The organism is Tessaracoccus zhenghani, from assembly GCF_054552775.1.
Genome location: NZ_CM137275.1, coordinates 948,914 through 971,328, shown reverse-complemented (window position 1 = coordinate 971,328; position 22,415 = coordinate 948,914). Strand labels below are relative to the sequence as shown.

Annotated in this window: 24 protein-coding genes; 17 read left to right on the top strand and 7 right to left on the bottom strand. The window is 69.8% G+C overall.

The genetic code is table 11. The annotated features are described in order from the left end of the window. Positions 1 to 118: 118 nt before the first annotated feature. Complete coding sequence (locus ACX1DX_RS04700; protein ID WP_459397792.1) at positions 119 to 745, top strand: RNA polymerase sigma factor; 627 nt, start codon at positions 119 to 121, stop codon at positions 743 to 745. Here the strand turns inward: ACX1DX_RS04700 and ACX1DX_RS04695 are convergent. Genes ACX1DX_RS04695 through glgX form a run of 3 tightly spaced genes read right to left on the bottom strand, consistent with a single transcriptional unit; the run spans position 724 to position 6,056 of the window. Next, complete coding sequence (locus ACX1DX_RS04695) at positions 724 to 1,875, bottom strand: phosphotransferase (protein ID WP_459397791.1); 1,152 nt, start codon at positions 1,873 to 1,875, stop codon at positions 724 to 726. The two genes, ACX1DX_RS04700 and ACX1DX_RS04695, sit on opposite strands and share 22 nt — an antisense overlap. Continuing rightward, the gene (locus ACX1DX_RS04690) at positions 1,872 to 3,878 is read right to left on the bottom strand and encodes a maltotransferase domain-containing protein (RefSeq protein WP_459397790.1); all 2,007 of its coding nucleotides are present in this window, start codon (positions 3,876 to 3,878) and stop codon (positions 1,872 to 1,874) included. Before ACX1DX_RS04690 ends, ACX1DX_RS04695 begins: the two co-directional genes overlap by 4 nt. 9 nt (positions 3,879 to 3,887) lie before the next feature. Beyond that, the gene (gene glgX / locus ACX1DX_RS04685; RefSeq protein ID WP_459397789.1) at positions 3,888 to 6,056 is read right to left on the bottom strand and encodes a glycogen debranching protein GlgX; all 2,169 of its coding nucleotides are present in this window, start codon (positions 6,054 to 6,056) and stop codon (positions 3,888 to 3,890) included. A 97-nt stretch (positions 6,057 to 6,153) separates the two neighbouring features. Here glgX and ACX1DX_RS04680 point away from each other — a divergent pair, with 97 nt between their 5' ends. Then, positions 6,154 to 7,269, top strand: a complete 1,116-nt coding sequence (locus ACX1DX_RS04680) for a cysteine desulfurase family protein (protein WP_459397788.1) — start codon at positions 6,154 to 6,156, stop codon at positions 7,267 to 7,269. Here ACX1DX_RS04680 and ACX1DX_RS04675 read toward each other — a convergent pair. Continuing rightward, positions 7,266 to 8,264 carry a YeiH family protein gene (locus ACX1DX_RS04675; RefSeq protein ID WP_459397787.1) on the bottom strand — a complete coding sequence of 333 codons (999 nt, stop codon included), beginning with the start codon at positions 8,262 to 8,264 and terminating at the stop codon, positions 7,266 to 7,268. The two genes, ACX1DX_RS04680 and ACX1DX_RS04675, sit on opposite strands and share 4 nt — an antisense overlap. 70 nt (positions 8,265 to 8,334) lie before the next feature. Here ACX1DX_RS04675 and ACX1DX_RS04670 point away from each other — a divergent pair, with 70 nt between their 5' ends. From ACX1DX_RS04670 to gatB, 7 genes are all read left to right on the top strand, one after another. Then, the gene (locus ACX1DX_RS04670) at positions 8,335 to 9,225 is read left to right on the top strand and encodes a LysR family transcriptional regulator (protein WP_459397786.1); all 891 of its coding nucleotides are present in this window, start codon (positions 8,335 to 8,337) and stop codon (positions 9,223 to 9,225) included. 29 nt (positions 9,226 to 9,254) lie between these two features. After that, complete coding sequence (mnmA, locus tag ACX1DX_RS04665) at positions 9,255 to 10,328, top strand: tRNA 2-thiouridine(34) synthase MnmA (protein ID WP_459397785.1); 1,074 nt, start codon at positions 9,255 to 9,257, stop codon at positions 10,326 to 10,328. Next, positions 10,328 to 11,281 (top strand): uroporphyrinogen decarboxylase family protein, encoded by a 954-nt coding sequence (locus ACX1DX_RS04660; protein ID WP_459397784.1) that lies wholly within the window; start codon positions 10,328 to 10,330, stop codon positions 11,279 to 11,281. The genes mnmA and ACX1DX_RS04660 overlap by 1 nt, the downstream gene beginning before the upstream one ends. Before the next feature lie 45 nt (positions 11,282 to 11,326). Beyond that, positions 11,327 to 11,524, top strand: a complete 198-nt coding sequence (locus ACX1DX_RS04655) for a hypothetical protein (RefSeq protein ID WP_245244228.1) — start codon at positions 11,327 to 11,329, stop codon at positions 11,522 to 11,524. Positions 11,525 to 11,595: 71 nt separating this feature from the next. Next, positions 11,596 to 11,889, top strand: coding sequence for an Asp-tRNA(Asn)/Glu-tRNA(Gln) amidotransferase subunit GatC (gene gatC, locus ACX1DX_RS04650; RefSeq protein WP_076058586.1), 294 nt, complete (start codon positions 11,596 to 11,598; stop codon positions 11,887 to 11,889). Continuing rightward, entirely contained in the window at positions 11,886 to 13,394 is a 1,509-nt protein-coding gene (gene gatA / locus ACX1DX_RS04645) for an Asp-tRNA(Asn)/Glu-tRNA(Gln) amidotransferase subunit GatA (protein ID WP_459398177.1), read from the top strand. Before gatC ends, gatA begins: the two co-directional genes overlap by 4 nt. Then, positions 13,391 to 14,887: an Asp-tRNA(Asn)/Glu-tRNA(Gln) amidotransferase subunit GatB gene (gene gatB, locus ACX1DX_RS04640; RefSeq protein ID WP_459398176.1), complete on the top strand. Its 1,497-nt coding sequence runs from the start codon at positions 13,391 to 13,393 to the stop codon at positions 14,885 to 14,887. Before gatA ends, gatB begins: the two co-directional genes overlap by 4 nt. On the opposite strand, the gene ACX1DX_RS04635 is transcribed toward gatB, so the two are convergent. Continuing rightward, entirely contained in the window at positions 14,874 to 15,482 is a 609-nt protein-coding gene (locus ACX1DX_RS04635) for a maleylpyruvate isomerase family mycothiol-dependent enzyme (protein ID WP_459397783.1), read from the bottom strand. The genes gatB and ACX1DX_RS04635 overlap by 14 nt on opposite strands. Before the next feature lie 48 nt (positions 15,483 to 15,530). On the opposite strand from ACX1DX_RS04635, the gene hisI reads away from it, so the two are divergent. Genes hisI through ACX1DX_RS04595 form a run of 8 tightly spaced genes read left to right on the top strand, consistent with a single transcriptional unit; the run spans position 15,531 to position 21,243 of the window. Then, positions 15,531 to 15,860, top strand: coding sequence for a phosphoribosyl-AMP cyclohydrolase (hisI, locus tag ACX1DX_RS04630; protein WP_370585844.1), 330 nt, complete (start codon positions 15,531 to 15,533; stop codon positions 15,858 to 15,860). Then, a complete protein-coding gene (locus ACX1DX_RS04625; RefSeq protein WP_245243920.1) occupies positions 15,857 to 17,347 on the top strand; it encodes an anthranilate synthase component I in 1,491 nt (496 codons plus the stop codon). Before hisI ends, ACX1DX_RS04625 begins: the two co-directional genes overlap by 4 nt. Next, positions 17,344 to 17,505, top strand: a complete 162-nt coding sequence (locus ACX1DX_RS04620) for a Trp biosynthesis-associated membrane protein (RefSeq protein ID WP_158069024.1) — start codon at positions 17,344 to 17,346, stop codon at positions 17,503 to 17,505. Before ACX1DX_RS04625 ends, ACX1DX_RS04620 begins: the two co-directional genes overlap by 4 nt. Before the next feature lie 43 nt (positions 17,506 to 17,548). Continuing rightward, positions 17,549 to 17,755, top strand: coding sequence for an HGxxPAAW family protein (locus tag ACX1DX_RS04615; RefSeq protein WP_076058596.1), 207 nt, complete (start codon positions 17,549 to 17,551; stop codon positions 17,753 to 17,755). Beyond that, positions 17,752 to 18,546 carry an indole-3-glycerol phosphate synthase TrpC gene (gene trpC / locus ACX1DX_RS04610; protein WP_459397782.1) on the top strand — a complete coding sequence of 265 codons (795 nt, stop codon included), beginning with the start codon at positions 17,752 to 17,754 and terminating at the stop codon, positions 18,544 to 18,546. Before ACX1DX_RS04615 ends, trpC begins: the two co-directional genes overlap by 4 nt. Then, on the top strand, positions 18,546 to 19,781 hold the full coding sequence (gene trpB / locus ACX1DX_RS04605) for a tryptophan synthase subunit beta (protein WP_459397781.1): 1,236 nt from the start codon (positions 18,546 to 18,548) through the stop codon (positions 19,779 to 19,781). The genes trpC and trpB overlap by 1 nt, the downstream gene beginning before the upstream one ends. Beyond that, the gene (gene trpA / locus ACX1DX_RS04600; RefSeq protein WP_076058603.1) at positions 19,778 to 20,626 is read left to right on the top strand and encodes a tryptophan synthase subunit alpha; all 849 of its coding nucleotides are present in this window, start codon (positions 19,778 to 19,780) and stop codon (positions 20,624 to 20,626) included. The genes trpB and trpA overlap by 4 nt, the downstream gene beginning before the upstream one ends. After that, positions 20,623 to 21,243, top strand: coding sequence for an SCO family protein (locus tag ACX1DX_RS04595; RefSeq protein WP_459397780.1), 621 nt, complete (start codon positions 20,623 to 20,625; stop codon positions 21,241 to 21,243). The genes trpA and ACX1DX_RS04595 overlap by 4 nt, the downstream gene beginning before the upstream one ends. Here the strand turns inward: ACX1DX_RS04595 and ACX1DX_RS04590 are convergent. Both ACX1DX_RS04590 and ybaK read right to left on the bottom strand, forming a co-directional pair. Next, positions 21,230 to 21,892, bottom strand: a complete 663-nt coding sequence (locus tag ACX1DX_RS04590; protein ID WP_459397779.1) for a GNAT family N-acetyltransferase — start codon at positions 21,890 to 21,892, stop codon at positions 21,230 to 21,232. The two genes, ACX1DX_RS04595 and ACX1DX_RS04590, sit on opposite strands and share 14 nt — an antisense overlap. A 31-nt stretch (positions 21,893 to 21,923) precedes the next feature. Continuing rightward, complete coding sequence (gene ybaK, locus ACX1DX_RS04585; protein WP_182763486.1) at positions 21,924 to 22,415, bottom strand: Cys-tRNA(Pro) deacylase; 492 nt, start codon at positions 22,413 to 22,415, stop codon at positions 21,924 to 21,926.

The window sequence follows — 22,415 nt, the reverse complement described above, 5'->3', positions numbered from 1 at the left end:
CACATGATTTCACGACGGACGCGTTCCCAAAGTCCATCCGGTAAGGAAGTTTAAGAATCCCTTAAGCCGCCGGACGAGGATATGGCTCAGGTCACCGTTGATTTCAGGGGGGGACAACATGACGATCACGTCGGTGGGCGACATAGCGGCAAGGACCTTTGCCATCGACGCGGCACGCGCGGGGGATGAGCGGGCGTTCGGGGCGCTGCTCGAGCCCCACCGTCACACGCTGTGGTCCGTCTGTCTGAGGATCACCAACGACCCGCGCGACGCGATGGATGCTTTGGCGCACACGTTCGGCAACGCGAGGAGGGCGATCACTGATTACAGCGGGGCGGTGGCGTTCGGCCAGTGGCTGAGCTTGGTGGCGGCGGGGACGTCCCGGGCGGTCGCCTGGCATCGGCAACGGAGCCCTGAGCCGCTCAGGCAGGCGGCGCTTCCCGTGCCCGTGTGCACGGATCCGGTCGAACTGCGGCTGCGGGGGGTGGTGGAGTCTCTGCCGGTGGTCATCAGGGAGGCGTTGGTGCTGCGCGACATCTGTGGATTGACCTACGAGCAGATCGCGGTGCATCAGGTGGTGGGCCTCCACACGGTCAAGGCTCGGCTGAGTAGGGGCGGCGGGATTCGCCCGCTCCAGGGGGCGCCGGCTCTGGACCGGACGCGCTTCGACCAGTTGCTGCGCGCAGTGCTGGTGAGGCACCGGCTGGCAGTGGCCGGGGCGCTTCAGCCGAGCGTGTCGAGGTAACCCAGGGGGACGCCGAGCAGGTGGGGGCGGTAGCGCGACTCGTAGGTCGCCTCGTACCCCGCCTTGTCGATCTCGTAGGCCGCCAGCAGCGGCGCGTCGATGTGGTCCTGCCCGTATCCGCGCAGGAAGGCATCGCGGGCCTCGGTGAGCCAGGCATCGTCGGCTTCGCCGGCCGCTGCGGCGTAGGCGAAGGAACGCAGCATGCCGGCGACATCGCGCAACGGTGAATCCGGCAGGCTGCGCTCCTCGATCGACTTCAGGGGCTCGCCCTCGAAGTCGACGTAGATCCACCGGCCCTCGCTGAGGAGGACCTGGCCGAGGTGGCAGTCGCCGTGCACGCGTTGCGTGGGCACCTGGTGGTCCGCGACCTGGGCGAACACGGCCTCGGCGGCGGGCTGATACGGCTCGACGGCGCCCACCTCTGCCACGACGGTGCGGAAACGCCGCCTGAAGTCGTCCGCCAGCCGGGTGCCGTCGGTGGTCGACATCGGGAAATTGGCCGCGAGGCGGTGGTGCACCGTGGCGAGCGCGACGCCCAGCGCCTGCGCATGGTCTGCGAAACTGCGGCCCTCGGAAGCGAATTCGCAGGCGAGCAGGTAGCCGTCCTGCGGGGCCTTCAGCGCCTCCAGGAAAACGGCGTAGTCAGTGCCGTCGACCCGCCACGCGCCATAGAGCTCGGCCACCACGCCGCTGCCGGCCAGCGCCCTGTGCACCTCCACATCCGCGTTGACGCCAGGCTCGAGGCGGCGGAACACCTTCGCCAGCAGCTGCGTGCCGTAGAAGATGCTCGTATTGGACTGCTCGCCCGTGTAGCGGCGGGCGGGTAGGCCCTCCGGCACGTCGCGCAACCGTTCAAAGCCAGGGGCCTCGGCGCGGAGCAGGTCCAGCAGGACCGCGCCGTCGTCGCAGGCGTCAACGGGGTCCTCCCTGCCGCGGTACAGCAGCGGAATGAGGAAGCGCTCCCGGCGTCCGCCGTCGAACTCGACGACGAGCACCGCCGGCCGGAGACGGACCTCGGCGTCTTCCGAGGGGAGCCAATCGCCGTACTCGACGTCGACGGGGCGCCCCTCGCGCCCGGAGAACCACCGCTGCGTGAGCGCGAGGTTCCAGAGATCATCGGTGCCGGTCATTCGGCCGTCACGTGGAAGATGTGGGCGGGCTTGCCGGGGTAGAGCCGGACGAAGGACTCGCGGCCCCACTGGTATTCCTCGCCGGTCAGCAGGTCGTGCACCTTGACCGTGGCGCGGTTCGGGAAACCGAGCGCGTCGAAGTCGAGCATGACGGGCGACTCCACGGTGGCGTCCTGGTCCAGGGAACACACGACGACGACCAGGTCGTCGGCGTCGCGCTTGGAGTAGACGATGACCTGGTCGTGCGCTGCATGGTGGAGGTGGATGTCGCGCAGCTGCTGCAGCGACGGGTGCTGCTCGCGGATCTCGTTGAGCCTCCCCAACAGGAGGTTGAGGTTGGGCTGCGCGTTGTAGTCACGCGGCCGGTACTCGTACTTCTCCGAGTTGAGGTATTCCTCACGGCCTTCGGCCAGCGGTTCGTGCTCGAAGAGTTCGAAGCCGGAGTAGACGCCCCAGGTGGGGGACATGGTGGCGGCCAGGATAGCCCGGATCGAGAAGGCGGCCGGGTTGCCCGACTGCAGGTAGAGCGGGTTGATGTCCGGGGTGTTGACGAAGAAGTTGGGCCGGTAGAAGGAGGCCATCTCCGAGGACAGCTCGGTGAGGTACTCCTCGAGTTCCCACTTCGCGTTGCGCCAGGTGAAGTAGGTGTAGCTCTGGTGGAAGCCCACCTTGCCGAGCGCGGCCATCATCTGCGGCTTCGTGAACGCCTCCGCGAGGAAGATCACCTCTGGGTTTGTCTCGTAGACCCGGCTCATGAGCCAGTCCCAGAACTCGACGGGCTTGGTGTGGGGGTTGTCGACGCGGAAGATGCTCACGCCGCGGTCGATCCAGAACCGCACGATGCGCAGCACCTCGTGGTAGATGCCCACCGGGTCGAGGTCGAAGTTGACGGGGTAGATGTCCTGGTACTTCTTCGGGGGGTTCTCGGCGTAGGCGATGGTGCCGTCCAGCCGGGTGGTGAACCATTCAGGGTGGTCCTGTACCCAGGGGTGGTCCGGCGAGGCCTGCAGCGCCAGATCGAGCGCCACCTCCAGGCCCAGCGAACGGGCCTTCGCGACGAACCTGTCGAAGTCCTCGAAGTCGCCGAGATCCGGGTGGATCGCGTCGTGCCCGCCGTCCGGGGAGCCGATCGCCCACGGGGAACCGGGATCCTGCGGACTGGGGTCCAGGGAGTTGTTCTTCCCCTTGCGGAAGGCGGTGCCGATGGGGTGGATGGGCGGTAGGTAGACCACGTGGAAGCCCATGGCGGCGGCAGCCTCCAGACGCTCGTGCGAAGAATCGAACGTGCCCGAGTGCCAGGTGCCGTGCTCGTCCACATGGGCGCCCTGGGAACGGGGGAAGAACTCGTACCAGGAGGAGTACAGCGCGCGCCGACGCTCGACCCTGATGGGGTAGTCGGGGGTGGGGGAGACCATTTCGCGCGGGCCGAAGCGGGCCATGGCCCGGTGGATGGGGCCGGAGGTGACCAGCTCGAGGATCTCCTCGATGTCCGTCTCCGGCGTGATCGTCTCGGACGCGCCGCGCAGGAGGTGGGCGGCGCCGGCTACCCGCAGCTGGTCCGCGTGCTGGGCGGCCCGCTCCAGGAGGTCACGGCCCTCCATGCAGACCAGTTCGACGTCGACCCCGACCGGGAGCTTCTTCTCCGCGGCGTGGCGCCAGGTGCCCCAGGGATCTGACCAGCCCTCGATGCGGTAGGTCCAGTCGCCCTCTGCGGCCATGCGCACGTGCGCCTGCCAGATGTCGAGGCCCATCGGCTCGACCTGTTTCATGTCGACGCGGCGCTGGGTGCCGCCGGGGGAGGTGAGGATGACCGATGCGTTGACCGCGTCATGGCCCTCCCGGAAGACGCAGGCCTGGATCAGGATGCGTTCATGGACCACGGCCTTGACGGGGTAGGCCCCTCCCTCGATGACGGGAGTGACGCCGGTGACGGGGATGCGGCCGAAGCCTCCGTCTGTCCGGACGATGCGCTTGCTGATACGGGGCGAGATGTCCTCAGTCACGCCGCCAGCCTAGCTGTTGGACGTGCCGCCCGGAACGAGGTCGTACGACGAGGGCTCCGACTCGGCCTGGAGCGCGAGCAGCTCCTTGGAGTTGAGCGGCACGCTGACGCGCATGAGCGCGACGGTGCGGCCGGGGATGTCGAATTCGCCGAGCGCGGGCAGCTCGCCCTCCGGCAGTTCGCCCTCGTCGCCGGAATGCCAGATGACCTCGTAGGCGCGCCCCCAGGGCATGGTGGGCAACACGATGCGCTGCGGTTCCGGGTCCGAGTTGAACCAGGTGAGGAAGCCCTCGTGGTCGTTGGAGACGTACATCCCCAGTAGGCGGCGGGCGCCGTCGTGCCAGGCGTCCTGGCTCATCTCGCCGTAGCGGCCGTCCATCCAGGTGAGGTCGACGCGCTGCAGGTTCTCGCCGTGCTGGTTGATGATCTCGGTGTGGTAGGCGTAGTCAACCGGCCGGAACGCGCAGTGCCGCTGCCGGATGGCGATGAGGTCACGGATGCGGTCGCGCACGGCCTGCCATTCGGGGGCGATGTCCCAGTTCACCCAGGACGTGGGCGAGTCCTGGCAGTAGGCGTTGTTGTTGCCCTTCTGCGTGCGGCCGAATTCGTCTCCGGCCGTCAGCATGGGCGTGCCGGCGGCCAGCAGCTGGGTGGCCATCATGTTGAGCACCTGGCGGCGACGCAGCGCGTTGATCTCGGGGTCTGGCGTCTCGCCCTCCCAGCCATGGTTCCAGGAGCGGTTGTTGTCACTGCCGTCGCGGTTGGCCTCGCCGTTGTCCCAGTTGTGCTTGACGTCGTAGCTGACCAGATCCAGCATCGTGAAGCCGTCGTGCGCGGTGACGAAGTTGATGCTCGCCTGGGGGTTGCGGCCGGGCTGGTCGAAGATGTCAGGCGAACCGGCCAGCCGGGTGGCCAGCTCCTGGACCCCGTGTACGCCGCCGCGCCAGTAGTCGCGCACGTGGTCGCGGAACCGGTCGTTCCACTCGTACCAGCCGGGCCCGTAGGCGCCCACCTGGTAGCCGTAGGGGCCGACGTCCCACGGTTCGGCGATCATCTTGATGCCGTCGAAGGTGGGGTCCGCCGCCACGAGCTGCTTGAAGGCGTGGTTCTGGTCGACGTGGTGCTGGGCGTCGCGGATCATGGTGGTGGCCAGGTCGAAGCGGAAGCCGTCGACGCCCATCTCCGTGACCCAGTACCGCAGCGAATCCATCACCAGTTGCAGGGCCATGGGGTGGGCGGTGTTGACGGAGTTGCCGGTGCCGGTGACGTCGTAGTCGTTGCGGCGGTCGTTGGTGAGGCGGTAGTACGCGTCGTGGTCGATGCCCCGCATGGACAGGGTGGGGCCCTGGTGGCCACCCTCGCCGGTGTGGTTGTAGACCACGTCGAGCAGCACCTCGATGTCGGCCTCATGCAGGGCGGAGACCATGGCCTTGAACTGGGACACCTGGTCACCGACGGTGCCGCGGGGCGCGTAGAAGGCGTGCGGGGCGAAGAAGCCGAGCGTGTTGTAGCCCCAGTAGTTGCGCAGGCCCTTGGCCACGATGAACGGCTCGGAGACGAAGTGGTGCAGCGGGAGGAACTCGACCGCGGTGACGCCCAGGTCCTTGAGGTAGGCGACGACCGCCGGGTCCGCCATGCCGAGGTAGGAACCGCGCAGGTGCTCCGGCACGCTCGGGTGCATCTTGGTGAAGCCGCGCAGGTGCGTCTCGTAGATGATCGTCTCCGACATCGGCCGGCGCTTCTCGATGGCCTTGGGCGGCGGGGTGTCGCGCACCACCACCGACAGCGGCACGGCTCCGAAGGAATCCCAGGTGGAGATGGTGAAGGGGTCGCCCGGCACGTGGTCGAGGATGGGGCCACGGAAGTCGACGCCGCCGCTGATGGCGCGGGCGTAGGGGTCCAGCAGGAGGCGGGCCGGATTGAAGCGGCTGCCCGCACTCGGGTCCCACGGGCCGTGCACCCGGTAGCCGTAAGCCTGGCCGGCGCCGATGCCCGGGATCTCGACCGTCCAGAGCCCTCGGTCGTCGGCGGCCATGTGGTGGTTGAACTGATGGTTGGTCTGGTCCACCAGCACCAGCTCGACTGCCGTCGCGCGAGGTGCCCACAACCCGAAGCGGACTCCGGCATCAGTGATGTGGGCGCCGAGGGAGCGGCTGTCAGGGGCCGATTGGGGGATCATGCTGTCTTTCATCAGAGGGGTGGAACGGCGCTTCATTCTGCCACTGGGGCTGCGTTGGGACTAATTGGTCTGCGCGCCGCGCCTCTAGGCTGAGGTTATGTCGGTCTACCTCGATCACGCCGCGTCGTCCCCCATGCGCGGAGACAGCATAACGGTGTTCACGGAGCTCGCTTCCCTCGTGGGGAATCCCTCCTCGCTGCACCGGCCCGGCCAGCGTGCACGCGCCGTCCTGGAGGAGGCACGGGAGGAACTGGCCGCGGCGGTGGGGGCGCACCCGACCGAGGTCGTCTTCACGTCAGGGGGATCCGAGGCGGACAGCATCGCCGTGCTGGGGGGCTGGGCGAAGCGACGCGACGAGGGCCGGGACCGGTGTCTCGTGTCCGCCGTGGAGCATCCCGCCGTCCTGGGCGCCGTCCACCGGGGCGCGGAAACCATCCCGGTCACGTCGGAGGGGTGGGCGGACGTCGCGGAGGCTGCGCAGTTGATCGACGAGCGGGTCGGCGTCGTCTCGGTGATGGCGGTCAACAACGAGACGGGGATCGTGCAGCCGGTCGACGACATCCGTGACCTGGCCACGCGGGCGGGTGCGTGGCTGCACGTGGACGCGGTGCAGGCGCTCGGGCACCTGCCCGTCGACTTCGCGGCCAGCGGCGCGGACCTGATGGCGTTGTCCGCGCACAAGATCGGCGGCCCCGTGGGCGTCGGCGCGCTTCTCGCCAGGCGCGAGGTGGTGCCGCGGGCCACCGGCCTGGGCGGCGGCCAGGAGCGGGAGGTGCGCTCGGGGACGGTGCCGGTGATCCTGGCGGCGGCCTTCGCGCGGGCCGCGAGCACCGCCGTCGGGTCGCTGTCTGAGGAGGCTGGACGGCTGCGCGGCTTCAGCCGACGGATCGCAGCGGCGGCGGTTGGCGCCGGTGGCCGGCTCAACAGCCGCGACGACGGCGCACCGCACATCGTCAACGTGACCTTCGACGGCATCAGGGCCGACGACCTCCTGTTCCTGCTGGACCAGCGAGGTGTGCACGCCTCCGTCGGGTCTGCCTGCAGGGCCGGGGTGCATCAGCCCAGCGACGTGTTGCTGGCGATGGGCCGTACCCCCGACGAGGCGACCCAGTCGCTGCGGTTCTCGGTGGGCTGGTCGACGACGGATGCCGACATCGACGGCTTGTGCCAGGTGCTCCCCGAGGCGCTGCAGCAGGCGCGGGCGGCGTTCTAGGCCAGGACCAGGGCGCCGGCGAGCCCGATCGAGGTGATGATGCCGGTGGCGATGGTGGCAAGGATGAACGGCTTGCCGCCCACCGTCAGCATGGACTTCACGTGCACCCCCAGCCCGAGCGCGAACATCGCGGCGGCGAGGAGCAGCTTCTGCCCCACCGTGATCGCGCCCAGCGCGTCCCCCGGCAGGATACCGACGGTGCGCACGAGCATGGCGACCACGAAGCCGGCGATGAACAGCGGCACGATCTGCGGCAGCGCGGAGGTGTCGGCGGTCGCGCGGCGGCGGCGCCCCAGGGCCAGCAGTGCGACCATGGGTGCGAGGCACAGGACGCGGGCCAGCTTCACCGTGACCGCCACCGTCAGCGCCTCTGGGCCGATCAGGCCGGCGGCGGCCACCACCTGCGCCACCTCGTGCGTCGAGGCGCCCACCCACATGCCGCCCGCCTGGGCGCCGAGGTTCAGGGCAGCCACCGCGAGGGGCAGCAGCGGGATCAGGAGGGTGCCGAACACCACCACCAGGGCGACGGCGCTGGCAGTGTCGTTCTCGTCGGCGTCGGTGACCGGCTCGACCCCCACCACGGCGGCGGCACCGCAGATCGAGAAGCCGGCGGCGATCAGGGTGCTCTGCGCCATGGAGAACCCGAGCCGCCTGCCCAGGAGTCGCGTCGTGAAGAAGGTGACGCCGACGGCGGCCACCACCAGCAGGAGCGTGCCGGCGCCGAGCCCGAGCACTTCGACGAGCGACACCTGGAAGCCCAGCAGCACGATGCCGATCCGCAGCACGCGCTTGCCCGCGACGGCGACACCCGGTGCCCATGAGGCCGGTTGCCCCGCGAGGTTCCGCCAGAGGACGCCGAGGATGATCGCCACCAGCAGCGGGCTGAGGGTGGGGACCACCTGGCCGATGGCGACGGCGAGCAGGGCTGCGGCGAAGGCTGCGGCGAGCCCCGGGAGAACGGACGTGCTCGCTCTGGCGGCTGTTGCTGTGGTCACAGGAAGAGTGTGGAGAATTTCTGGCCGGAGGCGGTAACCCGCATCGGACATGAGGGCATATGCTCCCGATATGTCTCTGACCCACGAGCCCGGCGTCGCGGCCCTGCGCCTGTTGGTTGCCGTCGCCGACGAAGGCGGCCTGGGTGCCGGAGCCCGGGCTGTCGGGATGGCCCAGTCGAACGCGAGCCGGACCCTGGCCGGCCTGGAGCAGCGGCTCGGGCTCACGCTGGTCACCCGGAGCGCCGCAGGCTCCACTCTGACCGCAGACGGGGAGCTCATCGTCGAATGGGCGCGCAGCGTGGTGATGGCGATGGACCGCCTGCTGCAGGGGGTCGCCGCGCTGCAGCACGAGGGTCGCGACCTGGTGGTCTCCGCCAGCATGACGATCGCCGAATACCTCGCGCCCAGTTGGCTGGCCGCCATGCGGCGCGACCACCCCGGCGTCGCGGCCAGCATGGTGATCCACAACTCGGCCGACGTCATCGACGACGTGCGCCGCGGGCGGGTGGGCCTCGGGTTCGTGGAGGGCCCGGAAGTGCCGGGCGACCTGCAGCGGGTCCGCGTCGGCGCCGACCGGCTCGTCGTGGTGGTCGCTCCGGAGCATCCCTGGGCGGACAGGCGTGGGGGCGTCACCGTCGAGGAGCTGGGCGTCACCGCACTGGTGGAACGGGAACGCGGCTCGGGCACCAGGTCATTCCTCGACCAGGCGGTGCCCGGCCGCCGGGTCGCCCCCCTCGTGGAGCTCTCGAGCAACGGCGCGGTGGTCGCTGCCGTGGCGGCGGGGCTGGGGCCCGCCGTCCTCTCCATCCACGCGGTCCTCAGCGGGTTGGTCGCCGGCAGGCTGTTGGCGGTGCCGATCGTCGGCGGCAGCATCGAGCGTGACCTGCACGCCGTCTGGCGGGGGCCGTCCGAACCCACGGGCCCCGCCGCCCTTTTTCTGGCCACGGCGATGGGCGCCTAGACTTGGGTGCCGATCATCCAAGGAGGGCCATGCGGGTTCTGGTTGCCATGTCAGGCGGAGTGGACTCCGCCGTCGCCGCCGCGCGCCTCGTGGCAGAGGGCCACGATGTGACGGGCGTGCACCTGGCGCTCTCGAAGAACCCAGCGTCGTACCGCTCCGGAGCCCGCGGCTGTTGCTCGCTGGAGGACTCGCACGACGCCCGCCGCGTGGCGGACAAGCTGGACATCCCCTTCTACGTGTGGGACTTCGCCGAGGAGTTCCATGAGGCGGTCGTCGAGGACTTCATCGCCGAGTACCAGGCCGGCCGCACCCCCAACCCCTGTCTGCGGTGCAACGAGAAGATCAAGTTCGCCGCCGTGCTCGACAGGGGTGTCGCGCTCGGTTTCGAGGCCGTCGCCACCGGGCACTACGCAGACCTGCAGCGCCACGACGACGGCTCGGTGTCGCTCCACCGCGCTGCGGACGCCGCCAAGGACCAGTCCTACGTGCTGGGCATGTTGAACCAGGCGCAGCTGAGCCGCTGCCTGTTCCCGCTGCACGACGTGGAGAAGCCCGTGGTGCGGCAGGAGGCGGCCGCGCTCGGTTTCGGCGTGGCGAAGAAGCCCGACAGCCACGACATCTGTTTCATCGCAGACGGCGACACCCAGGGCTTCCTGTCGCGCTACCTCGACGACAAGCCGGGCCCCATCATCGACGCCGACGGGCAGGTGCTCGGCGAGCACCAGGGGCACCACCGCTTCACCGTCGGCCAGCGCAAGGGGCTCGACCTGCGCGTCCCCGCACCCACGGGCGAACCCCGCTACGTGCTGAGCATCGAGCCGGTGAGCAACACGGTCGTCGTCGGTGCCCGCGAGGACCTCGCCGTGCGTTCGCTGCGCGGCATCCGTCCCACCTGGACGGAGTCGCCCATCGAGGGCCCCTGGCGCGGGCACGCCCAGTACCGGGCGCACGGCATCCCACAGGACGCCACGATCTCCCTTCTCGACGGCGACCTGGTGGTGGCGCTCGACGAACCCGCCTCCGGAGTGGCCCCCGGCCAGACCGTCGTCGTCTACGACGGCAGCCGCGTGGTGGGCTCGGCCGTCATCGCCGAGGCGCGGTGATGCGGATCACCGCTGCCGGGTCGCTGCCCGGCACGGATTTCCGTGGCGCCCTCTCCGCGATGGCAGAGGCGCTGCCCGACGTGCTGCCGCTGCCGGAGTTGCCCGCCAGGGGAGTGGCCTCGGCGATGATCGGGCGCACGCTGGGCCTCGTCGATGGGCTCGCGTTCGACCTGCAGCCCGCCGGGTGGCGGCTCACCCACCACCCGGACGCCGAACACCGGCGCGCCAGGGCACAGTGGCGCCACGACCTGGACGACGCGGAAGAATTGCTGCAGGAGTTCGCGGGCACGCTCAAGGTCGCCGTTGCGGGGCCGTGGACGTTGGCCTCGGCGGTAGAGCGTCCCACCGGCGACCGGCTGCTGGCAGATCACGGGGCGCGTAGGGAGTTGGCTGAGGCCCTCGTCGAGGCGGTGGCCGTGCTCCGCGGTGAGTTCAGCCGGCGCCTGCCCGACGCCACCGTGCTGGTGCAGGTGGACGAACCGGCGCTCGCCGCCGTCGTCGGGGGCGACATCCCCACCTCCAGCGGTTTCAGCAGGCACCGGAGTGTCTCGGAGGCCGCTGCCGTCGAGGCCCTGAAGCCCTTCGCCGACGGTGCCCTCCTGCACAACTGCGCCCCCGGCCGCTGGCTGGAACTGGCCCGGCGCGCCGGGTTCGCAGGGGCCGCCGTCGATTCCCGCCTGGCGGATCTGGATGAGTTGGCGCAGTGGGCCGACGAACGCCGCACCCTGGTGCTGGGCGTCGTCGACACGGGCCTGGGGCGACCGCAGGGGGTGGATGCCCTGGTGAACGAAGCCCTGCGCGTGCTCCGGGCGATCCAGGCAGAGGGCGGCGACCACCTGCTGCTCGGCACGGCCTGCGGGCTGGCCGGGTGGCGCCAGCAGGACGTCGTCCCGCAGTTCGACGCCCTCGCCCGCGCTGCCTCCCTCACCGAGGAACTCCTCGGCCAGGGCTGAGGGGAGGGGCAGTGCGCCGCCAGCGCCTAAGCTGGGCAGGTGCGCATGTTCTCCAACCTGAACCTCGACGGCCAGACGCCCACCCGGGTGCAGCCGGCCCGTGGCTCGTGGGGCCCCCGTGGCGTCCCCGGCACGCGGTGGAAGAAGTTCCAGCGCATCATCGTGCCCATCATCACCGTGGCCATCGCCACCGGGCTGTTCTTCCTGGGGCGCATGTTCTACCTGATCCTCACCGGGGGATGACCCCCGCCGTCTACCCCTAAGATGGGGCAGGCCGCATTCTGCGGCACCGCACCAACCGAGGGAGTATCGACGTGGGTCTCACCGCCGACGACGTGGCCCGGCTGGGCGCTCTGGCCCGCATCCAGCTCACCGAGCAGGAGTGCGCGGAGCTTGCCCCCGAGCTGGACGTCATCCTGGAATCCGTCCGCAGCGTGTCGGAGGTCGCGGGCCCCGACGTGCCGACGGCAACCCACGCCCTCCCTGTCAGCAACGTGTTCCGCGACGACGTGGTCACCCCCGGCCTCACGCAGGAGCAGGCACTCTCCGGCGCGCCGGACCACGAGGACGGCCGCTTCCGCGTGCCCCAGATCCTGAGCGAGGACTGACCCAGATGATCACGAAGTCCGCCGCTGAACTGGGCCGGCTGATGGCCGCCCGGGAACTCACCTCCGAGGAACTCACCCGCGCCTGCCTCGAGCAGATCGAGGCCGTGAACCTCGCCCTGAACGCGTTCCTGGCCGTCGACGGTGAGCACGCGCTCGAGCAGGCACGCGCCGTGGACCAGCGCCGCGCAGCCGGCGAGGAACTGGGTCCGCTGGCCGGCGTGCCCGTGGGCGTCAAGGACAACTACTGCACCACCGACTTCCCGACGACGTGCGGTTCCCGCATGCTCGAAGGCTGGGTGCCGCCCTACGACGCCACCGTCGTGGCTCGCCTGCGCGATGCCGGCTTGGTCATCATCGGCAAGACCAACATGGACGAATTCGCGATGGGCTCCTCGACTGAGACCTCCGCGTTCGGCCCCAGCCGCAATCCGTGGGACACCGACAGGGTGCCCGGCGGCTCCGGCGGCGGTTCGGCAGCGGCCGTTGCGGCGTTCATGGTGCCGTTGGCGATCGGGTCCGACACCGGCGGCTCGATCCGCCAGCCGGGTGCCGTCACCGGCACCGTGGGCGTGAAGGCCACCTACGGCGGCTCGTCGCGCTTCGGCCTGGTGGCCATGGCCTCCAGCCTCGACCAGCCCGGCCCGTGCGCCCGCACCGCCGAGGACGCGGCCCTGCTGCAGGAGATCATCAGCGGCCACGACCCGAAGGACTCCGCGTCGCTCGACCAGCCCGTACCCCAACTCGTGGCGGCGGCGCAGGCCACCGACCTCAAAGGCATGAAGGTCGGCATCGTCACCGAGTTCAGGGGCGACGGCTACGAGGAGGGCGTGCTCGAGCGCTTCCACGAGGCGGTGGAACTGCTGCGTCAGGCCGGGGCCGAGGTCGTCGAGGTGTCCTGCCCGGCATTCACCTACGCGCTGCCCGCGTACTACCTGATCCAGCCTGCGGAGCTCAGCTCGAACCTGGCCCGTTTCGACGGCATGCGCTACGGCCTGCGCGCCGGCGACGACGGCTCCCGCTCGGCGGAAGAGGTCATGAACCTCACCCGCGAGGCCGGCTTCGGCCGCGAAGGCAAGCGCCGCATCATCATCGGCACCTACGCCCTCTCCGCGGGCTACTACGACGCCTACTACGGCTCGGCGCAGAAGGTCCGCTCGCTCATCCAGGCGGATTTCGACCGCGCCTTCGAGGTGGTCGACGTGCTGGTCTCGCCCACCACGCCCACCACGGCGTTCAAGGTGGGGGAGCGGATGACAGACCCCATGAGCATGTACATGGCAGACCTCTGCACCATCCCGTCGAACATGGCGGGCAACGCCTCCGGCTCGTTCCCGTCGGGCCTCAGCGACGGTTTGCCCACCGGCCTGCAGGTCATGGCCCCGCCCATGGAGGACGCCCGCGTCTACCGGGTCGGCGCGGTGCTGGAGCGGGCGCTGGAAGCGCAGTGGGGCGGCCCGATGTGGCGCGAAATGACTCAGCTCGAGGGATCGAAGGCGGTTTACTGATGACTGAACTGGTCGATTACGACGATCTCCTCACGAGGTATCAGCCTGCACTGGGTCTCGAGACCCACGTCGAACTCAACACCAACACCAAGATGTTCTGCGGTTGCGCCAACGAATTCGGCGGCGACCCGAACACGCACGTGTGCCCCGTGTGCCTGGGCCTGCCCGGTTCGCTCCCGGTGATCAACGGCAAGGCCGTCGAGTCCGCCATCCGCATCGGTCTGGCCCTCAACTGCCAGATCGCCGAGTGGTGCCGCATGGCCCGGAAGAACTACTTCTACCCGGACATGACCAAGAACTTCCAGACCTCCCAGTACGACGAACCCATCGCCTTCGACGGCTGGGTCGAGGTTGAGGTCGACGGCGAGACCTTCCGCGTCGAGATCGAGCGCGCGCACATGGAGGAGGACGCGGGCAAGGCGACCCACGTGGGCGGCTCCGGCCGGATCCAGGGGGCGGACTACTCGCTCATCGACTACAACCGCGCCGGCGTGCCCCTCATCGAGATCGTCACCCGGCCCATCCTGGGCGCGGGTGACAAGGCGCCCCAGGTGGCGCGCGCCTACGTGGCGCAGCTGCGCGACCTGCTCAAGGCCCTCGGCGTGTCCGACGTACGGATGGAGCAGGGCTCCCTGCGCTGCGACGCGAACGTGTCCATCGCACCCATCGGGAGCGACAAGCTCGGCACCCGCACAGAGACCAAGAACGTCAACTCGCTTCGCTCCATCGAGCGCGCCGTCCGCTACGAGATGACGCGGCAGGCGGCCATCCTCGACGCCGGCGGCTCCATCGTGCAGGAGACCCGCCACTGGCATGAGGCAGACGGCACCACCTCGGCCGGCCGCGTGAAGTCCGACGCGGAGGACTACCGCTACTTCGCGGAGCCGGACCTGATGCCGATCGCGCCGTCGCGCGAGTGGGTGGAGGAACTGCGCGCCACGCTGCCGGAGCCGCCGACGGAGCACCGGCGCCGCCTCCAGCGCGAGCGGGGGTTCAACGACATCGACTTCAGCGGCATCGTCAACGCCGGTGCCCTGGGGCTGGTGGAGGACACCGTCACCGCAGGAGCCTCCCCGGCGGCCGCCCGAAAGTGGTGGGTTTCAGACCTCTCCCGCCGGGCCAACGAGGCCGGCATCGAGTTGGAGGACCTCGCCATCAGCCCCGTCCAGGTGGCTGCGGTGCAGGCGCTGGTGGACGAAGGCAAGGTCAACGACCAGCTCGCCCGCCAGGTCATCGACGGCGTGCTCGCCGGCGAAGGGGAACCCGCCGTGGTCCTCGAGAAGCGTGGCCTCGCCGTCGTTTCCGATGAAGGCGCCCTGGGTGCCGCCGTCGACGAGGCGATCGCCGCCAACCCGGACATCGCCGAGCGTATCCGCGGCGGCAAGGTCCAGGCGGCCGGTGCACTGATCGGTCAGATCATGAAGGCCATGCGCGGCCAGGCCGATGCGGCCAAGGTGCGCGAACTCATCCTCGCGAAGCTCACAACGGACTGATCGCGGTACGCCACGCGTCGATGGCGGCCGTCTCGCCCGTGAGCGTGACGTCGCCCTCGCGTTGGCTCAGGTGCAGGAGCAGTTCCGACGGCAGCCCGGCGAGGTGCACGGTGCGGTCTCCCTGACCGATCTGGCGTTCGTGGCCGGTGTCCGTGCGGGTCATGAGCAGCCGGCCGCCGAACCGCATCTGGGCACGTCTGGCCAGGACCTTCGCCAACGGCCACAGGTGCTCCTGGTCCTCCGCGGTGTGCGTCTGCGAGCGATTGTTGGCGCGCAGGACGTCCTCGTGGTGGATGAAGAGCTCCGAGGAGTTCACCAGCTGATCCAGCGGCCGCATGATCCAGCCGGGCCTGCGGACGGCCTCCACCAGCGGCAGGAACCCGCGGCGGTGCAGCTCGAGGTTCTGGACCCGCTCGGTGTGTCCGGCGAAGCGCTCGGAGCCGATGCCGGGCAGGGCGTCCAGGCGGTGTTCACGTACGTACAGGTGGGCGGCAAGGTCCTGGGTCTGCCAACCCTCACACATGGTGGGGGCGAACGGACCCAGTTCTTCGAGCAGGTCTGCAAGGGCGGCGCGCTGGCGGTGGACGAACTTCATGTGGGCAGTCTAGGAGGGGGTTCGGACACGTGCGGCACAATGATGCGCATGCCGACTGTGACCTACAACTCCGACGGGCTGGTGCCCGCCATCGCCCAGGACGCAGAGACCCGCGAGGTCCTGATGATGGCCTGGATGAACGAGGAGGCGCTGCGCCGCACCCTCACCACCGGCAGGGCCACCTACTGGTCGAGGTCCAGGCAGGAATTCTGGGTCAAGGGGGAGACTTCCGGACACCACCAGGCCGTCGAGAGCGTGGCCGTCGACTGCGATGGCGACACCGTCCTGCTCACCGTGCGCCAGACCGGCGCCGCCTGCCACACCGGCAACCGCACCTGCTTCTTCACCCCTCTGACCGCTCAGGACACCGCACAGTGATCGTCTCTCCCACGCTCGATGAGTTCGTCGAACTCGCCAACCATCGTCGCGTCATCAGCGTGCACGCCAAGCTGCTCGCGGACGATCTCACCCCCGTCGCGCTCTACCAGGCGCTGTGCGGCGCCCGGGAGGGAACGTTCCTGTTCGAATCCGCAGACGCGGGTGTCTGGTCGCGCTACTCCTTCGTGGGCGTGCGCTCTGCCGCCATGCTCACCGAACGCGACGGCCAGGCCGCCTGGATCGGCCGCGAGCTGGTGGGCATCCCCGCCGACGGCGACCCGCTCGTCGTCCTCCGCGAAACCCTGGCGGAGCTGGCCACCCCGGCGACCCCCGGCCTGCCGCCGTTCCACGCGGGCATGGTGGGCTACCTGGGCTACGACGTGGTGCGCCGGCTCGAGAAGCTGCCTGAGACCACCGTCGACGAGCTTGAACTGCCGGAGCTGGTCATGATGCTCAGCTCCGAACTGGCCGTGCTGGACCACCACCGCGGCGAACTCTGGCTCATCGCCAACGCCATCAACTACGACGGCACCCCGGAGGGTGCGGAGCGCGCCTACTACGACGCGGTGGCCGCCGTCGAGACCATGGCGGAGCAGGTGCGCCAGCCCCGCGTCGCGCTGGTGTGCCAGGAGGGCGAACCGCGCACGCCCGAGGTCCAGCGGCAACGCTCGTCGGAGGAGTTCCGCGCGATGGTGGACGAGGTGAAGGACGAGATCCGTGCGGGCGAGGCCTTCCAGATCGTCGTGTCGCAGCGCTTCGACATCCCCACCAGCGCGGACGCGTTCGAGGTGTACCGCGCCCTGCGCCTCACCAACCCCAGCCCCTACCTGTACCTGATGCGTCTGCCGGGCTTCGACATCGTCGGCTCCAGCCCGGAGGCGCTCGTCACGGTGCAGGACGGCGTGGCCACCACGCGGCCCATCGCCGGTTCGCGGCCCCGGGGCCGGACGCCGGAGGAGGACCGCCAGATGGCGGAGGAGCTGCTGGCAGACCCCAAGGAGAAGGCAGAGCACCTGATGCTCGTGGACCTGGGCCGCAACGACCTGGGCCGCATCTGCGAAGCCGGTTCGGTCACCGTCCACGAGTTCATGAACGTGCGCCGCTACAGCCACATCATGCACCTGGAGGCCGCGGTCTCCGGCCGGGTGGAGGCGGGCCGCACCGCCCTCGACGCGACGCTGGCCTGCTTCCCGGCCGGCACGTTGTCGGGCGCGCCCAAGGTGCGGGCCATGGAGATCATCGACCGGCTGGAGGTCTCGCGGCGGGGCCTGTACGGGGGAGTGGTGGGCTACTTCGACTTCGCCGGCAACTCGGACGTGGCCATCGCCATCCGTACCGCGGTGCTGGCCGACGGTGTCGCCTATGTCCAGGCCGGCGCCGGCGTCGTGGCGGATTCGGTACCGGAGACGGAGGATGCCGAGTGCTCCCACAAGGCGCGCGCCGTCATCGCGGCGATCGGGCGAGCAGAAGCCATGGCGACGGCATGACCGAGGTCATCTGGCCCATCCTCGGGGTGCTGGCCTCGGGCGCGCTGCTCTTCTGGTTCTGGAAGCCCCGGCGCCGCCCGAAAGTGCAGTCGCCGGAGCAGCCGGAGGACCTCTGGAAGGCGATGGACGACGGTGCCGACCCGACTGATAGAGGGTAGGCTCGGGGGCTGAACCCCCCTCGTTCAGAGAAAGGTCGCGCACATGGCACGTACCCCGAAGTACTACCACCACGGCCGGAGCCCTGCCGCCTGGACCGGATCGGTGCTGACCGCTGTCGGTTTCACCATCGCCTGCGTGGCCGCCATGCTGGGCCCGGCGTGGCTCTGGGTCATCGTCGGTGCAGCCGTGATTCTCGTCGGGGCACTGACCACCATGATCATGAAGGCCATGGGTCTGGGTCAGCCGTGACCGTCCTCGACGACATCATCGCCGGAGTCCGGCGAGACCTCGAGGAACGCAAGGCCCGCACCTCCATCAACGAGGTCATTCGCGCCGCCCAGCAGGCAGCGCCGGCGCTCGACCCGATGCCCCGCTTCCGCGCGCCGGAACTCGCCGTGATCTCCGAGGTCAAGCGCAAGTCGCCGTCCAAGGGCGACCTCGCCGTGATCACGGATCCCGCCGCGCTCGCCGCCTCCTACGAGGCGGGCGGCGCCGCTGCCATCTCCGTGCTCACGGAGAAGCACCGGTTCAACGGTTCGCTGGCAGATCTCGACGCCGTGCGTGAGCGCGTGCGCATCCCGGTGCTGCGCAAAGACTTCATGGTGGAGGAGTACCAGTTCCACGAGGCCCGCGCGCACGGTGCAGACCTGGTGCTGCTGATCGTCGCGTCGCTCACAGACGAGGAACTCACCCGCTTCCTGGGGCTGACCGCAGAGCTCGGCATGACCGCGCTGGTCGAAACCCACACCGCCGAGGAGGTGGACCGGGCGCTCGCCGTCGGGGCCGGCCTCATCGGCGTCAACAACCGGAACCTGAAGACCCTCGATGTCGACCTGGCCACCTTCGGCGGCCTGGCTGAACGCATCGGCGATGCCGCCGTGAAGGTGGCGGAGTCGGGGATCCTGTCCGCCGACGACGTCGCTCGCGTCGCGGCCGAGGGGGCCGACGTCATCCTCGTGGGCGAGGCGCTCGTCAAGCACGGCGACCCCACCCACGCCATCGGCGGCTTCATGGCCGCTGCAGAAAGGGCAATGCACTGATGAGCCTTCCCGATTCCCGGGGACACTTCGGCCGCTTCGGTGGCCGTTTCGTGCCCGAAGCACTCCAAGCGGCGCTGAACGAACTGATCGTCGCGTTCGACGAGGCCTGGGCGGACCCGACGTTCCACGCCGAACTGGCCAGGTTGCAGCGCGACTACGCCGGCCGGCCCACGCCGATCACGGTCGCCGACGAGTTCTCGAAGCACGCGGGCAACGCCCGCATCCTGCTCAAGCGCGAGGACCTGAACCACACCGGCGCCCACAAGATCAACAACGTCCTGGGCCAGGCGCTGCTGACCAAGCGCATGGGCAAGACCCGCGTGATCGCAGAGACGGGCGCAGGCCAGCACGGGGTGGCCACCGCCACCGCGGCGGCGCTGCTGGGGCTCGAGTGCCGCGTCTACATGGGTGAGGTGGACACGCAGCGCCAGGCGCTGAACGTGGCCCGCATGCAGCTGCTCGGTGCCGAGGTCTACGCGGTCGCGGCGGGTTCGCGCACGCTCAAGGACGCGATGAATGAGGCCATGCGCGACTGGGTGACGACGGTGGACCACACGCACTACCTCATCGGCACCGTCGGCGGCCCGCACCCGTTCCCGTACCTGGTGCGTGAACTGCAGCGCATCATCTCCGTCGAGGCCCGCCAGCAGATGCTTGACGACCACGGCGGCCTGCCGGATTACGTGGCGGCCTGCGTCGGTGGCGGCTCCAACGCCATCGGCATGTTCTACGAGTTCATCGGCGACGAGGGCGTCGGCCTGTACGGCTTCGAGGCAGAGGGCGACGGCATCGAGACCGGACGTCACGCCGCGACCATCACCGCCGGCACCCCCGGAGTGCTGCACGGTGCACGCACCTTCCTGCTTCAGGACGGGGACGGGCAGACCATCGAGTCGCACTCGATCTCCGCAGGCCTCGACTACCCGGGTGTCGGCCCCGAGCACGCCCACCTGGCAGACACGGGCCGCGCCGTCTACGAGCCGGTCACCGACGCGGAGGCCATGGAAGCCTTCAAGTTGCTGACCCGCACGGAGGGCATCATCCCGGCCATCGAGTCGGCGCACGCCCTGGCCGGGGCGCTGCGGCTCGGCCGGCAGTTGGCGCAGCAGGATCCGTCCGCGACGCCGTCGATCCTCGTGTGCCTTTCCGGGCGCGGCGACAAGGATGTGGCCACCGCGTTCGAGTATTTCGGCCTGTCAGGGAAGCCTGATGTCACGGTGGGAGCGTTCGAATGAGCCAGTTCACAGACCCCAAGCGCCTCGGTAAATCCGGTGCCACCGTCGCCCGTTGCCTCGATGAGGGACGCCCGGCGCTGGTGGGCTACTACCCGGTGGGCTACCCCACGGTGCCGGATTCGTTGTCGGTGGTGAAGGCCATCGTCGAGGGGACGCAGGGCCGTGGCGCCGACATCGTCGAGATCGGCATCCCGTACTCGGATCCGTTGATGGACGGGCTGGTCATCCAGCACGCCACCACCAAGGCCCGCGCGCGCGGCGTCCGCACCAGGGACGCCTTCCTCGCCGTCGAAGCCGTGGCATCGGCCGGTGCCACGCCGATGGTCATGACCTACTGGAACCTCGTTGAGGCCTATGGGGTGGACGCGTTCGCCCGGGACCTGTCGGCGGCCGGCGGAGCGGGCGTCATCACGCCGGACCTGCCGCCGGACGACTGCCCGGAGTGGTTCGAGGCCTCGGACGCGCACGACGTGGACAGGGTCTTCCTGATCGCCCCCTCATCCACCGACGAGCGGATCGCGCTCACCATGGAGTCCTGCCGCGGCTGGGTCTACGCCTCGTCCGTCATGGGCGTGACCGGCGTGCGGAGCCAGACCTCCGATGCAGCCCCGGTGATCGTCGAGCGCGCCCGCGCCGTTGATCCGTCGCTGCCCATCGGCATCGGCCTGGGCGTCAGCGATGGGGACCAGGCGGCCGAGATCGGCAGCTTCGCGGATCTGGTGATCGTCGGTTCGGCACTGGTGAAGTGCATGTCGTCGGACGGGCTGGACATGCACGGGGACCTGCAGAAGCTCCGGGCGCTGGCCGACGACCTGGCGGCGGGCGTCGAGCGGGCTCGCCGGTGATAGGACGGCGTCTCTTCCTCGGCGCCGGTGCCACTGTCTTGCTGGCCGCCTGTAGCCCCGGTGCGAACGGGCCTGCGGCCGAGATCGACGGGGCGGGCGAGTGGCACGGCACGCACCTGTCCGGCGGGGGCAACCCCGTTCCGGACGTGACCCTGACGGACCAGGACGGCAACCCGTTCAACCTGGCCACGGACGTCACCACCAAGGCCCTGGCCCTCTTCTTCGGGTACACCAACTGCCCCGACGTGTGCCCCGGCATCATGGCGGACATGGCCACGGCCAAGCGCCGGCTCCCGCCTGAGATCGTCGATGACATCACGCTCATCGTCGTGACGACGGACCCGGCCCGTGACACCCCCGAGGCGCTGAAGGAGTACCTGCGCCGGGTGGACGAGTCCTTCATCGGGCTCACCGGCAGCCTCGACCTGATCAAGCCTGCCGCGCTGAGCCTCGGCATCGACATCGCTGAGGGCAAGCAGTTGCCGTCCGGTGGCTATGAGGTGGATCACGGCAGCTACATCCTCGGCTTCGGCGAGGACCGCAAGCTGGCCGTCGTATGGAACGAGGTTCCGCCCGGCGAGCTGCGCGACGACTACGAACGCCTCATCGCGGGCTGACCCAGGAGATGCCGAGGAATCGGCGTAGCGCCTGGCCGCCGCCGTGGCTGATCGGCTCCTCCGGCCTCGTCAGCTGTTCCCTGGTGAGCTTGTAGCGCACCTCGGTGGCGGCCTCGCCCAGGCGGTTGACGCGGGCGCGGTCGAACTCCCGGTAGCCGGTCTTCTGGCTCACCCTGTTCGACGCCGGGTTGTCGGCGTAGGCCTCGGTGCGCATCTCGACGGCGCCGAGTTCGTCGAAGGCGAAGGCGCAGATCATCTGACGCATGCGGGTGCCGATGCCGCGGCCGTGGAACTCTCGGCCCAGCCAGGAGCCGGTGGAGCCCGTGCGGCGCACCGCGAAGTCGGCCGCCCGAAGGTCCTGGGCGCCCAGCACCCTGTCTCCCTGACGCGCCACCATGAGGAGTTCGAACCGTCCGGGGTGGGCGGTGCTCCACCTCGAGAAGTAGAACTGCGTGGAACTCAGCTCCCGCTGGTCCTTCGGGAGCAGTGCCCAGTCGGTGAGGAACGGGTAGCCGGAACCGTCCGGCACGATGCCGCGGCCCGCGACGGCGAGCAGCGCCGGCACGTCGTCGGGCGTCATCGCGCTGAGCGTGAGGTCACCGCAGCGGATGGACACGCCCATGAAGGGGAAGATGTCTGACCAGGCCATGGTGGACAGGCTAGCGGCCGGGCCCGGTGGCTCACCTGGCGATGGCAGCGAAGGTGGCCCCGGTGAGGCGCGCCAGGTCAGCAGGGGCGAGTTCGACGTCCAGGCCGCGTCGTCCGCCGCTGACCAGCACTGTGGCCCTGCCCTGCATCGACGCGTCGAGCACCGTGGGCAGTGCCTTGCGCTGACCGATGGGGGAGATGCCCCCGACCACCATCCCGCTGGAGCGTTCGGCCGCGGGAGGAGCGGCCATGGTGAGGCGCTTGACCCCCAGGGCGCCCGCGAGCGCCTTCAGGTCCAGTTGCAGATGGACCGGGACCACCCCGACGGCGAGCCCCGCGCCGGTATCGACGAGCAGCGTCTTGAACACTTCCTCGGCCGGCCTGCCCAGCGCCTCCGCTGCTTCGAGACCGTAGGAGGGTGAGGCGGGATCGTGGTCGTAGGTGTGGATGGTGTAGGGCACTTTCGATTGGTCCAGGGCGCTGGTGGCGGGCGTGCCCGTGCCGCCGTGCTGCTTCTTGGCCAT

Coding starts and splice junctions, on each gene's coding strand:
- ACX1DX_RS04700 (WP_459397792.1), top strand. CDS start 119: ATGACGATCACGTCGGTGGGCGACATAGCGGCAAGGACCTTTGCCATC.
- ACX1DX_RS04695 (WP_459397791.1), bottom strand. CDS start 1,875: ATGACCGGCACCGATGATCTCTGGAACCTCGCGCTCACGCAGCGGTGG.
- glgX (WP_459397789.1), bottom strand. CDS start 6,056: ATGATCCCCCAATCGGCCCCTGACAGCCGCTCCCTCGGCGCCCACATC.
- ACX1DX_RS04680 (WP_459397788.1), top strand. CDS start 6,154: ATGTCGGTCTACCTCGATCACGCCGCGTCGTCCCCCATGCGCGGAGAC.
- ACX1DX_RS04670 (WP_459397786.1), top strand. CDS start 8,335: ATGTCTCTGACCCACGAGCCCGGCGTCGCGGCCCTGCGCCTGTTGGTT.
- mnmA (WP_459397785.1), top strand. CDS start 9,255: ATGCGGGTTCTGGTTGCCATGTCAGGCGGAGTGGACTCCGCCGTCGCC.
- ACX1DX_RS04660 (WP_459397784.1), top strand. CDS start 10,328: ATGCGGATCACCGCTGCCGGGTCGCTGCCCGGCACGGATTTCCGTGGC.
- ACX1DX_RS04655 (WP_245244228.1), top strand. CDS start 11,327: ATGTTCTCCAACCTGAACCTCGACGGCCAGACGCCCACCCGGGTGCAG.
- ACX1DX_RS04635 (WP_459397783.1), bottom strand. CDS start 15,482: ATGAAGTTCGTCCACCGCCAGCGCGCCGCCCTTGCAGACCTGCTCGAA.
- hisI (WP_370585844.1), top strand. CDS start 15,531: ATGCCGACTGTGACCTACAACTCCGACGGGCTGGTGCCCGCCATCGCC.
- ACX1DX_RS04620 (WP_158069024.1), top strand. CDS start 17,344: ATGACCGAGGTCATCTGGCCCATCCTCGGGGTGCTGGCCTCGGGCGCG.
- ACX1DX_RS04615 (WP_076058596.1), top strand. CDS start 17,549: ATGGCACGTACCCCGAAGTACTACCACCACGGCCGGAGCCCTGCCGCC.
- trpB (WP_459397781.1), top strand. CDS start 18,546: ATGAGCCTTCCCGATTCCCGGGGACACTTCGGCCGCTTCGGTGGCCGT.
- trpA (WP_076058603.1), top strand. CDS start 19,778: ATGAGCCAGTTCACAGACCCCAAGCGCCTCGGTAAATCCGGTGCCACC.
- ACX1DX_RS04590 (WP_459397779.1), bottom strand. CDS start 21,892: ATGGCCTGGTCAGACATCTTCCCCTTCATGGGCGTGTCCATCCGCTGC.
- ybaK (WP_182763486.1), bottom strand. CDS start 22,415: ATGGCCAAGAAGCAGCACGGCGGCACGGGCACGCCCGCCACCAGCGCC.